At 70.3% G+C, this 14,104-nt stretch carries 10 protein-coding genes; 7 read left to right on the plus strand and 3 right to left on the minus strand.

Annotated elements, in window-relative coordinates:
• Positions 1 to 136 precede the first annotated feature (136 nt).
• From RIV12_RS07940 to RIV12_RS07970, 7 genes are all read left to right on the plus strand, one after another.
• Complete coding sequence (locus RIV12_RS07940) at positions 137 to 1,432, plus strand: DUF58 domain-containing protein (protein WP_143224129.1); 1,296 nt, start codon at positions 137 to 139, stop codon at positions 1,430 to 1,432.
• Complete coding sequence (locus RIV12_RS07945; RefSeq protein WP_309323075.1) at positions 1,429 to 3,987, plus strand: transglutaminase TgpA family protein; 2,559 nt, start codon at positions 1,429 to 1,431, stop codon at positions 3,985 to 3,987. The genes RIV12_RS07940 and RIV12_RS07945 overlap by 4 nt, the downstream gene beginning before the upstream one ends.
• The gene (locus RIV12_RS07950; RefSeq protein WP_309323076.1) at positions 3,987 to 5,246 is read left to right on the plus strand and encodes an RDD family protein; all 1,260 of its coding nucleotides are present in this window, start codon (positions 3,987 to 3,989) and stop codon (positions 5,244 to 5,246) included. Before RIV12_RS07945 ends, RIV12_RS07950 begins: the two co-directional genes overlap by 1 nt.
• 14 nt (positions 5,247 to 5,260) lie before the next feature.
• On the plus strand, positions 5,261 to 6,145 hold the full coding sequence (locus RIV12_RS07955) for a PP2C family protein-serine/threonine phosphatase (protein ID WP_309323077.1): 885 nt from the start codon (positions 5,261 to 5,263) through the stop codon (positions 6,143 to 6,145).
• Entirely contained in the window at positions 6,142 to 7,791 is a 1,650-nt protein-coding gene (locus RIV12_RS07960) for an FHA domain-containing protein (RefSeq protein WP_309323078.1), read from the plus strand. Before RIV12_RS07955 ends, RIV12_RS07960 begins: the two co-directional genes overlap by 4 nt.
• Complete coding sequence (locus RIV12_RS07965) at positions 7,788 to 9,581, plus strand: serine/threonine-protein kinase (RefSeq protein ID WP_309323079.1); 1,794 nt, start codon at positions 7,788 to 7,790, stop codon at positions 9,579 to 9,581. Before RIV12_RS07960 ends, RIV12_RS07965 begins: the two co-directional genes overlap by 4 nt.
• Before the next feature lie 97 nt (positions 9,582 to 9,678).
• Entirely contained in the window at positions 9,679 to 10,425 is a 747-nt protein-coding gene (locus tag RIV12_RS07970; protein ID WP_075418597.1) for an FHA domain-containing protein, read from the plus strand.
• Between the two features lie 70 nt (positions 10,426 to 10,495).
• On the opposite strand, the gene RIV12_RS07975 is transcribed toward RIV12_RS07970, so the two are convergent.
• From RIV12_RS07975 to RIV12_RS07985, 3 genes are read right to left on the minus strand one after another with little or no spacing between them, the layout of a single operon-like run.
• Positions 10,496 to 11,875, minus strand: coding sequence for a DNA-processing protein DprA (locus tag RIV12_RS07975; RefSeq protein ID WP_075418598.1), 1,380 nt, complete (start codon positions 11,873 to 11,875; stop codon positions 10,496 to 10,498).
• Positions 11,872 to 13,443 (minus strand): YifB family Mg chelatase-like AAA ATPase, encoded by a 1,572-nt coding sequence (locus RIV12_RS07980; protein ID WP_309323080.1) that lies wholly within the window; start codon positions 13,441 to 13,443, stop codon positions 11,872 to 11,874. Before RIV12_RS07980 ends, RIV12_RS07975 begins: the two co-directional genes overlap by 4 nt.
• Complete coding sequence (locus RIV12_RS07985) at positions 13,434 to 13,994, minus strand: YraN family protein (RefSeq protein WP_309323081.1); 561 nt, start codon at positions 13,992 to 13,994, stop codon at positions 13,434 to 13,436. Before RIV12_RS07985 ends, RIV12_RS07980 begins: the two co-directional genes overlap by 10 nt.
• Positions 13,995 to 14,104: the final 110 nt, after the last annotated feature.

Here is a 14,104-nt window from a genome sequence, read left to right on the forward strand (position 1 = left end):
CCCGGGGGTCGGGCGGGCGCCTTCACCCGCCCCACTGGGTTCCTCCGCGCCGCTGAGGACCGGTCCGAGGCGTTCTCGACGGACACTGAACGCGCTGAGGCGGACGTCGACCACAGCACGCGCGGCGGTGCCGGCCGTGGCCGGAACGGTCCTGCGTGCTCTGGCAGCACTGCGGCGAGCAGGCGCGGCCGTGCTGAAGCGGATGTCCGCGCTGGCCGTACGGCTACGAGCCGTTCCCGTGGTGGGGCCGGTGCTGGGCGACTGCGGCTCGTTGCTGAGCAGCGTGGTCACGACGGTGACCGCACTGGGGCGGGTCTGCCTCCTGGTGCTCGTCATCTCCTGGTACCTGGGCGCCAGCCGACACTGGATGGAGGCCTGGGTCATCGCCCTGGCCCTGGCCACCCTGATGGTGCTGGCGGCGGTCCAGGCGCTGGGGCGAGCCACCTACCGGGTGCGGCTCGCCCTGGTCTCGACCCGGGTCGTCGTCGGCGATCCGGCACTCGGCTCCCTGTACCTGTCTCCGCCCTCGGGGCGCGCCACCCGACCGGCGACGGTGGAGATGCCGGTGGGCCAGGGACTGGCCGTCTTCGATATTCCGCGCATCTCCCCGGGCTCCGAGCACCAGGAGGTCTTCACCGTGCCCACCCGGCATCGGGGAGTCATCACGGTGGGACCGGTCCGAAGCATCCGCGGGGACGCACTGGGCCTGGTCCGACGCTCACAGAACTGGACCGAGCCGGTCGACCTGTTCATCCACCCGCGCACCGTCAACCTGGACTCGACGGCGATCGGTTTCATCCGAGACATCGAGGGAGCGGTCACCCCGGACCTTTCCAGCTCGGACGTGTCCTTCCACGCCCTGCGCGAGTACACCCCCGGTGATGATCGCCGCAACGTCCATTGGAAGACCACCGCCCGGACCGGGCGCCTCATGGTGCGCCAGTTCGAGGAGACCCGCAGGGCCCATCTCCTGGTCGTCCACGACCTGGATCCTCACGCCTGGGACGAGGAGGAGGACTTCGAGACCTCGGTGTCCGCGAGCGCCTCGTTGCTGCTGGCCGCAGTGCGGGACAACCGGGAGATCAGCCTGGTCACTCAGGCCGGTCACCCCTACCTGCCCACGGGGGCGCGAGTGCTGGACGTCTTCACCACGCTCGATCCGGTGGAGGGGGCAGGTGACATGGTCGGCCTGACCCGGCAGGCGGTCAGTGCCGTGCCTCAGGCATCGGTCGCCGTCCTGGTCACTGGTTCCAGGACCCCGGCGGCCGCCCTCCACCGCGCTTATGCCGAGCTACCGGCCAGTACCCGTTGCCTGGCGCTGAGGATCGACGGCCGTCAGCGCCTGGCCTCGCAGAAGGTCGCGGGGCTGCCCGTGGTGACGCTGCCCGACCTGGAGCATCTGGCGCCCGCGATGAGAAAGGCCGGTTCATGATCGCTCGTGGGTCACGCACTCGCCCCGATCCTCCCGAGGATCTGCGTACCGGTGGCCGCGGGAGCACGGCGACGACCGCCTCGACCGGCAGCGGATCGTCAGCCCGTCGCCTGGACTGGGTGAGTCTGGGGGCGGTTGTGCTGCTGCTGGTCGCAGCGGGAGCCACGCACGGGGCAGTCTTCGGGGCCCTGAGCGGTTATGTCGCTGTCGCCGGGGGCATCGTCATTGGCACGCTCGTGGGACTGGCCGGAGCCTGGTGGCGATGGAACCCCCTGGAGGTCCTCCTGGCCGCAATCATCTCCTACCTCCTGGTGGGAGGTCCGCTGGCGCTCCCCACCACGACGGGTCGGTGGGGCGTGCCGACCATGGCAACCCTTCAGGGGCTGGTGGTCGGCGCGGTGACCTCGTGGAAGGACCTGCTGACGATCGCGCCTCCGGCGGCGTCCTTCGTCGGCCCGGGGATCGTCCCCTACCTCAGTGGGATGCTGTGCTCGCTGGTGGCGGTCACGATCGCGCTGCGAGCCGGCAGGCGTCAGGGCTGGGCCCTGGCGGCCGTGGCGGTGCTGGGACTCATCGGGATCCTGTGGGGCTCGCAGCGCGCTCCGCTGGCGCTTCCGGCGGCTGCCGTCGCCCTGGTGGTCGCCGTGGTGTGGATGACACACCTGCAACAGCGGGGTCGTATCGCGGCAGGGCACGGGATCGTCGGCAGGCCCGGTTCACGGCGTCGTGCCCGGGTCCGTCTTGTCACAGGCGCCACCGGGATGCTGGCGCTCGCCGTCACCGTCGCCACGACCCTGGCCCCCGTCATCGAGCCCGGAGGCCGCCGAGATGTGTTGCGCGACCACGTCAGGCCTCCCCTGGACCTGTCGGCCTACGCCTCACCGCTGACGTCCTTCCGTTACTGGGTCGACAACCAGAAGGACTCGACACTCTTCACGGTTGAGGGGCTCAAGGAGGGACAGAGGATTCGTCTGGCCACGTTGGACGCCTATGACGGAACCGTCATGCGTGTGGGCACCGACGCCTCGGCGGAGGGGTTCCGGCGGGTGGGCTCCACCGTCACCGATGAGCCATTGCCCGGTGGCACCAGCACCACGAGCCTGACGGTGACGATCAAGGACTATGCGGGCTACTGGATGCCCGGGGGCGGTCAGATGCAGTCGGTCGCCTTCACCGGTGATCGTGCCACGAGCCTGCAGGAGTCCCTGTACTACTCCGAGCCGCTGGAGTCGGCCATCACCACTCAGGGCCTGACTCAGGGGGATCGCTACACGACCACGATCGTCGACACCCCGACATGGACCGATGCCCAGCTCAGTGACAAGGCGCTCACCACGTTGACGATGCCCGAGACGAGTAACGTGCCGGAGTCGGCCGGGACCCGCCTGAGCGAGTTCATCGGCGACGCCTCCACTCCCGCAGAGAAGATCCGGACGATGGCGCAGACCTTCTCCAGTCAGGGCTTCTACTCCGACGGCAGTGACAAGCTCTCCCTACCGAGCCACTCGACCTCGCGCCTGACCACCTTCCTGGACCCCAAGAAGCCGATGATCGGTGACGACGAGCAGTACGCCGTCGCGATGGCGCTCATGGCCAGGCAGGCGGGCTACCCGGCGCGCGTGGTCCTGGGGTTCTATCCCGAGACCTACTCCGGGGGCGCCCAGGCGATCACCGGGACCAACGCCCACGCCTGGGTGGAGGTGAGCTTCTCCTCCGTGGGTTGGGTGGCCTTCGAACCCACTCCGCCCCGTGACCAGAAGCCCCAGACGGAGGTTCCCCGGCCCAAGCCGAATCCTCGTCCCCAGGTGCTCCAGCCACCTGTGCCGCCTCAGGACCCCGCCGATCTGACGCCGCAGACCAACGACGACCGCGACGACGACTCGGACCGCCCCAGCCCCTGGCTGGCCTGGCTGCTCCTGGCTGCCAAGGCGGCCGGTGTCCTGGCGATCATCGCCGCGCCCTTCATCATCATCGTGGCGGCCAAGGCATGGCGTCGTCGACGACGGCGCCGGGCCGCGAGTCGGAAGGATCGCATCACCGGCTCGTGGAACGAGCTCATCGACTACGCCACGGACCTGCGTACCGGGGTTCCACGCGCGACCACCCGCAGTGAGCAGGCCCTCTACCTCGACTCCTTCGTCTCCGGCGAGCCGAACCCGGGGCTGACCTTCCGCCCGTCCCCGGCCTCGGACAGCGTCGGCGGCCTGGCCCAGCTGGTGGACTCCACGGTGTTCAGCGGCCAGGACATGGCCGACGCGATCGAGGCCAGTGCCTGGAACAGTACCGACACCCTGAGTCGGGCCCTGGCCTCTCGCACCTCCCGGTACCGCCGTCTGGTAGCCCGGTTCTCGGTGACCTCCTTGAGACGTCATCCCGGCCGCGCACCGGTTGGGCGGCCCTTAGGCGTCGGATCGTCTCGGCACGGCGACGCTCCGACGCCCTCCCCGGTCGGCTCGCGCCGTTGGTGGCCGAGCCGTCTGAGCCCATCGGGCCTGCGCAGACCGCCGCATCAGTCGGCCACGGATTCACTGCCCTCCCCGGAAGGAGACGACTGATGACGACAGGATCAGTAGGGCCCTCCCCGGTCTCGCCAGTCACCCACGGCTCCCCCGCCCACCTGCGAGGCCTCCAGTCGGCCAGCACCGGTATGCGCGCCACGGCACTGGTCGTCGACGCAGTGGTGGTGTCCCTCATCAGCACCATGTGCCTGCTGCCCACCGTGATCGCCGTGCAGCTGAGCTCCACGGTGACCATCGCGGTGGCGGCCGTGTTCGCGTTCCTGGGAGCGGTGGCTGTCATCTGGTTCGAGATCATTGACCTGTGGAGACGTGGACAGACCCTCGGGATGAGGGTCGTGGGCCTCTCCTGGCTGCGCTGGAGCCTCCCAGGAAGACCCGGTCTGAACGCCATCTCCAAGCTACTGGTCCTGTCGACCGTCTCCGCCCTCACCCTGGGTATTGGAGCCGTCATCATCTACCTGATCTCTGAGGACCGCAGCGGTCGCTCCTGGTTCGACAGGATCAGTGACATCATCGTCGTCACCGACAAGGACACCGATGCTGTCGAGGAGCCCTCGGGGAGGGGAACCGGCAGACGATCATCGGCGCACGGGGATGAAGCATTCAGCCCCCAGTGGTGGGCACCGTCCGAGACTCGCAGCGCAGATGCCTCCGCGGCTGCTTCCGGCGCCGAGGAGTTCATCACCGAGGTCCCGTGGCGATCCGGGGAGCCGGAGGAGACGGCAGCACCCACCCGACGGCCCATGCACCCGGAGCCATCCTCCATAGGGCACGACGGCGATCCAGCCGCGGCACATCCTGTTTCGACGCCCCTTTCACCGCTGTCCACGCGTCAGGAGCAGGCCGACTCCCCCGTGGCATCCGGAGCGGCGCCGATGGAGTCGCAGGATCATTGGGCTTCCGTGGACCCCCGCGCCGAGGAGGACCCCATGGACCGCACCGTTGCCAGAACCGCCACCCGGTCCGCGCCCTCGCTCCTGCTGGACACCGGGCAGCGGGTCGACCTCGGCACTGCGGGCACGGTCCTGCTGGGCCGCGATCCGCAGGCGGTCGCCCCCTGGGAGGGCGCCTGCACCGTCGCCGTGGACGATCCGGGATTCTCCATCTCCAAGACCCATGTCGCCGTCGTCCTGGAGGGCACCGATGTGTTCGTTGAGGACCTGGGCTCCACCAACGGCACCACGGTGGAGGCTCCTGAGGGCGCGCTGACGACCGCCGGTGAGGGCCAGCGCGTCAGGGCCGGCGTCGGCGACATCGTCCATTTCGGTCGACGCCGATTCACGGTGGGGCGCTGAGACGGGATGATGAGATGAACAGCTCCACCACAGCGCATCCAGCGGCTCATGCGGCCTCGCTCCCTCAGGAGGTCCGCCTCGTCGTGCGTCACGGCTCGGCCACCGACGTCGGCAGGGTCCGCACGGATAACGAGGACTCGCTGCTGGCCGGCTCCCCGGTCTTCCTCGTCGCGGACGGCATGGGGGGACACCGCTCGGGAGGTACCGCCTCGGCTCACGCCGTGGGAGCCTTCGAGGACCTCGTGGGGCGCACCTTCGTCACGTCGCGGGAGTTCAACAGGCGGCTGACCCGCGCCGCACGGAACGTGGCCGCTCTGGGGACCGGGGAACGCGCCCCCGGATCGACACTCACGGGGCTGCTGCTCTCCCGGCAGGGAGCGCTTCCGTGCCTGCGAGTGGTGAACATCGGCGACTCACGCACCTACCACCTGTCCACGCAGTCCTTCTCCCAGGTCACCCACGACCACTCCGAGGTCCAGGAGCTCATCGACTCCGGCCAGCTGGACCAGGCCCGGGCACTGTCATCACGCAACCGCAACGTCATCACCCGGGCGCTGGGGGCCGGCGGCGGGGACCAGGTGGTGGCCGACCAGTACCTTCTGCCGGCCACCGTGGGCGACCGCTTCATCATCTGCTCGGACGGGCTGAGCGGGCACGTCGCCGAATCCCTCATCGAGATGGTGGCCAGGTCCGTGCCCGACCCGCGCAATGCGGCCCACGAACTGGTCGCCCTGGCCCTGGCCGCTGGCGGACGAGACAACGTCACCGTCATCGTCGTCGACGTCGTGGATGTCTTCCCTCCCTGGGAGGACACACAGGTCGACGACACCACGCTGCCCCGGGCCACCGGCTCCGACTCCACCGTCCCCACCCCCGCCTCCAGGAGGTCCTGTCCATGAACATGCTGACACGCTGGGTACCAGGCGACATCCTTGTTGCCGTCGCGGACGGCGGCGTCCTCGCCCTCGACGGGAGTGCGCCGGCGATGGAGGCGATGTGGACCGAGCTCGGTGAGCACCGATCCCTCGGCGACCTGCTGCGAAGCCTGAGCCGGCTGCACGACAACGAGGTCTTCTCCCTTCCCGACTTCCTCATGATGGCCATCGACGGCCAGGAGCTGCGAGTGGCCGCCCGGGGGCGTTTCAGCCTCCACCTGGACACCGCCGATGGCGAGCGCAGCTTCAGCGCCTCCGAGGTCGTCGTGTGGGAGGAGTCCCGCTATGACCATGTCAACCAGTGCATCCTCGAGCTCGCCCCGGCCGCTGGGCGCACAGCCGGCCCCGAACACCTCGAGGAGTTCCTCCCTCTGCGGTCGGGGATCGTCCGAGCCGCACAGCTGCACATCGGGTTCGGATCCCACCAGATCCCGCTGTCCCCGCCGGCTCTGTCTGGTGCTCACGAGGCCGAGGAGGCACAGTTTCCATCAGCGGTCCAGGAGATCATCCAGCAGGCTCGGGCGGCAGGCGTCCCGGAGCAGGCCGCCCCGCCGGCGCCGTCATCCCGACCTGCGACGCAGGACCGGAGGGAGGCCGCCCACCCGGCTTCCACCGATCCCGGACGGACGCTGGGACCGGAGTCCTTGGACATGCTGGCCGGTGCGGGTTCCCCGCAGGAGCCCGGGAACCCGGCCGCGGTACTGGAACCCGTCGACGTTCCGGCGGCTGCCGATGCCGCGGACCCGCAGATACGCGAGCAGAGGGTCGAGGACGAGTACGTCGGTCATCTCTTCGAGCACGCCATGATGACGGAGGGCGAAGCGGGGGCTCCCCGCTCGGTCCCCTCCGAGGACGTGGATCCGTTGGCCCGGATCGCCGGAGGGCTTGGTCGCCACCGGGCCGCCCCCCATGGTGAGGACGCCTCCAGCTCCCCTCCCGAGGCGCACTCGGCGCAGGCGGATGAACCGCTCCCGACTCACGGACCGGCCCCGGACAACGGTGTGGAGGCGGCTTCCCCGAACGGTTCCGCCCCCTCGGGTGAGCACTGGCGACATGACGGGCGCACCGTCTCGGCCGCCGGGCTTCATGCCGCCCGGAATGCACTGGGCGGGCAGGCCACGATGGCCGAGTTCGATGAGCCGTCCGGCACCGGCCCCAGTGTGCTGGCCGTCTTCTGCGAGGCGGGGCATCCCAATCCTGTGCACGCCTCCTCGTGCCGCGAGTGCGATGCCGCCATCACCTCCAGGACAGGCCAGGTCGAACGACCGGTCCTGGGGATCCTGCGTGTCTCCTCCGGTGCCACCGCGGTTCTGGACACCGACGTCATTATCGGCCGAGTACCCCAGGGCACCAGCACCACCGCCGCTCAGAGCCCCCATCTGCTCGCGGTCCCCAGCCCGGGCAAGTCGATCTCGAAGACTCACTGCGCCATACGGGTCGAGGACTGGGACATGAGTGTGGAGGACCTGGGGTCCACCAACGGCACCTTCCTGCTGCGCGCCGGGGAGGAGCCCCGCCGGGTGCCCGAGCACCAGCAGCTCTTTCTGCGCATCGGGGACGTCATCGACATCGGTGACGACACCACCCTGACTGTGGAACGTGAGACATGATGTCCTCCAAGAGGAACGCTTCCCCGCAGGGGCCACCGATCCCCGGAGCCAGGCCCAAGCGCTTCCTGGGCGCCGGAGGCTTCGCCGACGTCTTCCTTTACGAGCAGCAGGTGCCGCGCCGCGACGTGGCGGTCAAGATCCTGCGGCAAGGAGGAAGCGAGCGCGACCACCACCGGTTCACCACCGAGGCGGACCTCATGGCCCGGCTGTCGTCACACCCCTCCATCGTGTCGGTCTACGGGGCCGGGACAGTGGAGGAGGAACGCAGCTACCTCATCATGGAGTACTGTCCCCCGCCCCACTTGGGCAAGCTGGCCACCTCACAGCCCTTGACGCTCACACGCGCCCTGGAGATCGGAATCCAGGTGGCGGGCGCGGTGGAGACCATTCACCGAGTCGGTTACCTCCACCGCGACATTAAGCCGGCCAATATCCTCGTCACCCCCTTCGGGCGCCCTGTGCTCGGCGACTTCGGGATCGCCGCACCCATTGGACTCAGCGTCGAGCAGGACGAGTTCGGTGGGGCCTCCCCACCATGGGCCTCACCCGAGCAGCAGCTCGACCAGGAGAGTCTGACACCTGCCTCGGACGTCTACGCTCTGGCCGCGACCATCTACACCCTGCTGGCGGGGCGCTCGCCCCACGTCGACGTCTCCGGCTCCGACCGCAACGACCAGCTCTCGATGCTCGACCGGGTACTCCACCGACCGATTCCCCCGATCGGACGACGCGACGTGCCCGAGCAGCTCGAGCGGGTCCTGATCACGGCGATGTCAAAGTCCCCCCGAGGACGGTATGCCAGCGCCGTCGCCCTGGCTCGAGCGCTGCAACAGGTTCAGACCGACCTGCAGCTGGCCACCACCCAGCTGGATGTCATGGAGGAGGCGCCCCGAGAGGAGACGGGTGGGGACGGGGAGCAGGACTCCACGATGCTGCGGCCGGTCGTCACGGTGAACCCCGACGGGCCGACCGGAACGGTGCCCGCTGCCCACAGGCATGACGACGCCGCCACGGCATTCGCGCCCCGTCGTGTCGAGGCCCAGTCCACAGGCGCCGCCTCGCAGCGCGACCGGCCCCGCCCCCGGTTCTCGGTGCCGCAGCCATCCGCGGGGCCACTCATGCCCGAGGTGCTCGGCAGCCGTCCCGGGCGCAGGAACGACGACGAGGTCGAGCCCGCCCCGGAGGGGGCGGTCCTCCCGGGGCACCGGGCGAGTACCTCATCCGCCTCGACGACATCATCCCCACAGCCCTGGGCCACTCCCCTCTCCGAGGACGATGCGGCCGAGGGTGCGGCGGGTGCTCCAGGCACGGACGAGGCTGAGGCGGGCCTCAGGAGGCAGCCCAGACGCCTGTCGGGGCGAGCCGTGGCCGTCACCGTTCTGGGCGCCGCCGTCGTGGTTAGCCTGACCGCGATCGGAGTGTGGTCGGTGCTGCGAGGAGAGGGCGGGACACAGCAGGCCACCGCCCAACCGGCGACCACCGCGCCGCCTGGGGCCGTTCCCGGTGCCGGGATACTGCCCGCCGTCACGGACCTCAGGGTCGCACAGGCCGAGGAGCGCGTCTCAGCCACCTGGTCCTACGACTCCAGCGGCAGCGACGTGGTCTTCCTGTACCGCATCTCCGACCCGGGCCAGCTGCTTCCGGTGCAGGAGACCAGGCAGACCAGCGTCACTGTCACACCGGTCAGTGCACGGACCTGCATCGAGGTGGTCGCTCGGGACTCCAGCGGGGCCTCGTCGGAGGCCGCCGTCGCCTGCGTCGACACACCCGGGGCGGGCAGCGCGGGGTGAGCCGATCTCTGTCCAAGGCCCCACCGACAGCCGCACGAGCACCGACGTTCAAGGAACATCCATGCAATCGAGGAATACCAAGGAAGAAGGAGGGACCATGACGAATTCACCTGCCGAGCCCCTGCTCGTGGACTTCGTCGGTGAGCTGTACCACGTCGAGCCCGGTACGCACTTCAGTATCGGGCGCGAGGGGGATCTCGTGCTCGACGCCGACAACCTGTTCCTGCACCGCAGGTTCCTCATCCTGGAGCACGACACGGGCCTGTGGTGGGTCGCCAACGTCGGTTCCCACATCGGGGCGACCCTGACCGAGAGGTCCGGTACCTCCCGTTCCTGGATCGCTCCCGGAGCCCGGGTGCCGCTGGTCTTTCCCGAGATGGCCATCGTGTTCACCGCAGGCTCGACCACCTATGAGATCCTGCTGACCGTCCCCCTCCCCGGCTACGAGACCGCTCAGCCGCGTTCGCTGGCTCCCCAGACCGGTGAGGCAACCGTGGGCATGGTGACCCTGACCCCCAGCCAGCACCTGGCGATCCTGGCACTGGCTGAGCCCTGGCTCAGGCGCACCGGCACCGGCCCGGTCGACTTGCCCCGCAACGCCGACGCGGCGGCCCGCCTGGGCTGGACCCTTACCCGTTTCAACCGCAAGCTGGACAACATCTGTTACAAGCTCGACCGTATCGGCGTCAAGGGCATGCGCGGAGGGCCCCGCTCCCACGCCTCCTACCGGCGCACCGCCCTGGTCGACTACGCCCTGACCGCACGGATCGTCACTGTCGAGGACCTCCCCCTGCTGGACAGCACGACGCGGCCGACGGGCACCGAGGACTCGGCGCAGGACTGAGGCGCTCCGGTGTGTGACACTCACATGCCTCAGAAGTAGGGAGACAAGACGCGTACGTCGTGCCCGCGCCTCAGTCGAGAGAGGCTCCGCCGGCCCGGCCACGTGAACGGTTCCGGTTGCGCCGCTTCCAACCGGTGGCGGTGCGCTCCACCTTCCCTGAGAGCTCCAGGATCCCCAGCGCCGATGTCGCCTCCTTCGGCGACAGCCCTGAGGAGCGGATGATGGACTCGGTGCTCGCCGCCGCACGGGCCGGCATGGCATCCAGGACGAGGGAGGCATCCGGGGCCAGCCCGTCGAGAAGACCTCCGCCGATCAGCTCAGGGTCCTGCTCCTTGGCGGCATCCGCGTCGACGGTGCCCAGGGGCGTCAGCAGCTCCAGGGCGTCGTCGGTGTCGGTGACACAGACCGCCCCTTTTCGCAGGAGACGGTGGCATCCGACCGAGGACATGGAGGTCACGGGGCCGGGAACGGCGCCCAGCTGCCTGCCCAGCTCGAGGGCACGGTGGGCGGTGGACAGGGCGCCTGATCTCCAGGCCGCCTCCACCACGATCGTCGCCCTGGAGATCGCCGCGATGAGGCGGTTGCGTGAGACGAACCGGTGGCGGCCCGGCTGACAGCCCGGTGGCACCTCCGCCACCAGTGCCCCGGAGGCGATGACCGCCTCCAGCACCCCGGTGTTTCCCACCGGGTAGAGGCGATCCACGCCCCCGGCGGAGACCGACACGGTTGGCCCCTCCTGCAGTGCTCCGCGGTGCGCGCAGGCATCGATGCCGAAGGCTCCCCCGGAGACGATGAGGCCGCCTTTGGCCGTCACCCCTGAGGCCAGGGAGGTGGCGACGCTCTCACCGTACCGGGTGGAGGCCCGGGCCCCCACCAGCGCCAGGCACAGTCCGCTGGCCGGTCCCACCGGCATCCGCTGCTCGCGTACGGGCTGACCGGCGCCTGTGGCGCTCTCAGCGTCGTCGTCCCCAACGGCCCCGGGCGCCCCTCCCCCGTTGTCCTTGTTCTTCAGGTCCGCGGCGTTGACCAGCAGCGATGGGTCGCCACGCACCCACAGGCAGAAGGGCGGGTGCTCCAGCTCGTCCACCCCCGGCGGCCACCAGGGCTCCCCCGGGAGGATGAGGCTCCCACCGAGACGGTCGAGCACATCGAGCTCGCGGCGGATGTCGAGTCCCTCCAGGCGCGGCACCCACCGGGCAGCGACCTGAGCCCAGCACGTACTGATATCGCCGGCGCTGCTCGTCCCCGGGGGCGGCTCCGACACCGGTGGGCGTGGGGAGCTGCGTACCTGTCCTGAGGAGTCGATGGCCTCCTCCAGCAGCCACCTCAGGGCGGGGCCCGGCCCGAGCCGGCCCACCACCATGGCTGCGGTGGCGCTGTTGGGCTCGGCCAGACGGGACCAGGTTGCGCGCGCCAACGCCGGATCCTCAATGTCGTAGGGCAGCTTCATGGACGCACTCCTGAGGTTCTCAGGGCCAGGGCGGTCCCGATGTGGGTGAGGGCGAGGGAGTCGACGCCCTCGAGGTCGGCGAGGGTCCAGGCCAGTCTGAGGACTCGGTCCACCCCGCGCAGGGAGAGGTCCCCGCGTTCCAGGGCGGTCATGAGCCGGCGGCTGAGTGGAGCACTGAGTCCACCGTCGGGGCCTCTGAGGTAGGAGCCGGGGACCTCGGCGTTGAGGCGCCACGGGGTGCTGGCCAGTCTGCGCTCCGCGGCCCGGCGGGCACGTAGGACGCGCCGGGCCACCGCGGCACTGGACTCTCCACTGCCCGCGGAAGCGAGATCGGCGGCACTGACGGCGCCGACCTCGACCGTGATGTCGACCCGATCCAGCAGCGGACCGGACAGTCGTGAGAAGTAGCGCCGTCGCTGCAGGGAGGTGCAGGTGCACTCCAGGCCGCGGCCACCGGCCTTGCCGCAGGGGCAGGGGTTGGCGGCCAGCACGAGCTGGAAGGCGGCCGGGTAGCTGGCTCGCCCGCCCACGCGGTCGATGGTGACCATTCCCGACTCCAGCGGCTGGCGCAGGCAGTCCAGGACGCCCGCGCTGAACTCCGGGGCCTCGTCGAGGAAGAGCACACCGCGGTGAGCCAGGGAGACGTCTCCGGGGCGGGGCAGACCGGAGCCTCCTCCGACGACGGCGGCCCGAGTCGCCGTGTGGTGCGGCGCGCGCAACGGCGGCCGGGTGATGAGTCCGCGGGCGGGGTCGAAGATTCCAGCAACGGAGTGCAAGGAGGTGACGGTGACGGCATCCGTCTGCTCCAGGGGCGGCAGGATGGAGGGAAGCCTCTCGGCGAGCATGGTCTTCCCTGTTCCCGGGGGCCCCACCATGATGAGGTGATGGCCCCCGGCGGCGGCGACCTCGAGGGCCTGCCGGGCCTCGGTCTGCCCGACGACGTCCGCCAGGTCCGGCAGCTCGGCGTCGTGGGGAGGGGTCGTCGGGGCATCGTCTGTTGCTGCCTCGGTGATCTGCTCCACCGCTGCCGCCACGGCAGCGCTCAGCCGCCCTCCGTAGCGCTCGACGAGCTGACCAACGTGTCTGACGGCGGTGACCCGGGCGCCGGGGACGAGCTCGGCCTCGGCTGCGGCCTCCTGGGCGACGACGATCTCCTCCACCCCGGCGGCCACCGCGGCCTGGACGCTGGGCAGGACGCCACGGACGGAGTGCACGGAGCCGTCCAGCCCGAGCTCGCCGATGTAGACGGTCCGTCCCAGGAGCCCGGCTGCGGACCGTCCGAGCCGACCGCGTGCTCCCAGGACGGCCAGAGCGAGCGCAAGATCCAGTCCGGTCCCGCTCTTGCGCAGGTCCGCCGGGGAGAGGTTGACGGTCAGGCGCTGCTCGCCCCAGGTGACGCCGCAGGTGCTCAACGCGGCCCGAACGCGCTCACGCGACTCGCGCACGGCGGTATCGGGGAGGCCCACGAGGGTGAATCCGGGCAGACCCTGGGCGGAGTGAGCCTCGACGTCAACGATGTGCCCGGCCAGCCCGGTCAGCGTGACGGCGAGCGTGCGCGCTAGCCCCATGACGCATCCACCGCCCGGTGGTGGCGCAGCAGCGCAGGACGCGCGTCGCGCAGGAGGATGGAGACGACGTCGAGGCGCATGCCGGTGTGCGGCGGGGTCTCATGGGTGGTCGCCCAGGCAGCCGCCAGGGCGCGCAGTCGGGCGACCTTGCGGGCGTCGACCGCGGCTGCCGGTGACCCCTGGCGCAGGGAGCTGCGGGTCTTGACCTCAACGATGACGAGCCTCGGCCTTGTCCGTGCCGCACCTGACTCGGCAGCGGGCGCACTGCTCGGCTCCCGGTGCGCGTGGGTGGGCTCCAGGGCGATGATGTCGAGCTCTCCGCGCAGGCCGTGCTCCGGGCGCCAGTTGCGCTCCAGGACCTGCCAGCCGATGTCCTCCAGGTAGGTGGCGGCAAGGTCCTCGCCACGGCGTCCGGTGCGCAGGCGGGACGCTCCTGCGGGAGCGGATCCCGAACCACCCGGGCTCCGGGCGGCCTGCGTGGGCACGTGATCACCGCATCTCGCTGCGATCACCGTTCTTCCCGTTGTGGTTGCTACGACCTGGTCGGTCATCCCGATCACCTCCGCCACTAGCCTGAGGCCGGATCAGCCGGTGGGCGCCACGGCCCCATCGGCTCTGTGGACAACGCTGCCGGAAGACGTCCTGTGGCCCCCGGTGAGCG

This window comes from Actinomyces stomatis, assembly GCF_031292835.1.
Classification (GTDB): Bacteria; Actinomycetota; Actinomycetes; order Actinomycetales; family Actinomycetaceae; genus Actinomyces; species Actinomyces stomatis.

Bases quoted from the DNA above. Each gene is read 5' to 3' on its own strand.
- RIV12_RS07945 (WP_309323075.1), top strand. From the start codon at position 1,429: ATGATCGCTCGTGGGTCACGCACTCGCCCCGATCCTCCCGAGGATCTG.
- RIV12_RS07950 (WP_309323076.1), top strand. From the start codon at position 3,987: ATGACGACAGGATCAGTAGGGCCCTCCCCGGTCTCGCCAGTCACCCAC.
- RIV12_RS07955 (WP_309323077.1), top strand. From the start codon at position 5,261: ATGAACAGCTCCACCACAGCGCATCCAGCGGCTCATGCGGCCTCGCTC.
- RIV12_RS07960 (WP_309323078.1), top strand. From the start codon at position 6,142: ATGAACATGCTGACACGCTGGGTACCAGGCGACATCCTTGTTGCCGTC.
- RIV12_RS07965 (WP_309323079.1), top strand. From the start codon at position 7,788: ATGATGTCCTCCAAGAGGAACGCTTCCCCGCAGGGGCCACCGATCCCC.
- RIV12_RS07970 (WP_075418597.1), top strand. From the start codon at position 9,679: ATGACGAATTCACCTGCCGAGCCCCTGCTCGTGGACTTCGTCGGTGAG.
- RIV12_RS07975 (WP_075418598.1), bottom strand. From the start codon at position 11,875: ATGAAGCTGCCCTACGACATTGAGGATCCGGCGTTGGCGCGCGCAACC.
- RIV12_RS07980 (WP_309323080.1), bottom strand. From the start codon at position 13,443: ATGGGGCTAGCGCGCACGCTCGCCGTCACGCTGACCGGGCTGGCCGGG.
- RIV12_RS07985 (WP_309323081.1), bottom strand. From the start codon at position 13,994: ATGACCGACCAGGTCGTAGCAACCACAACGGGAAGAACGGTGATCGCA.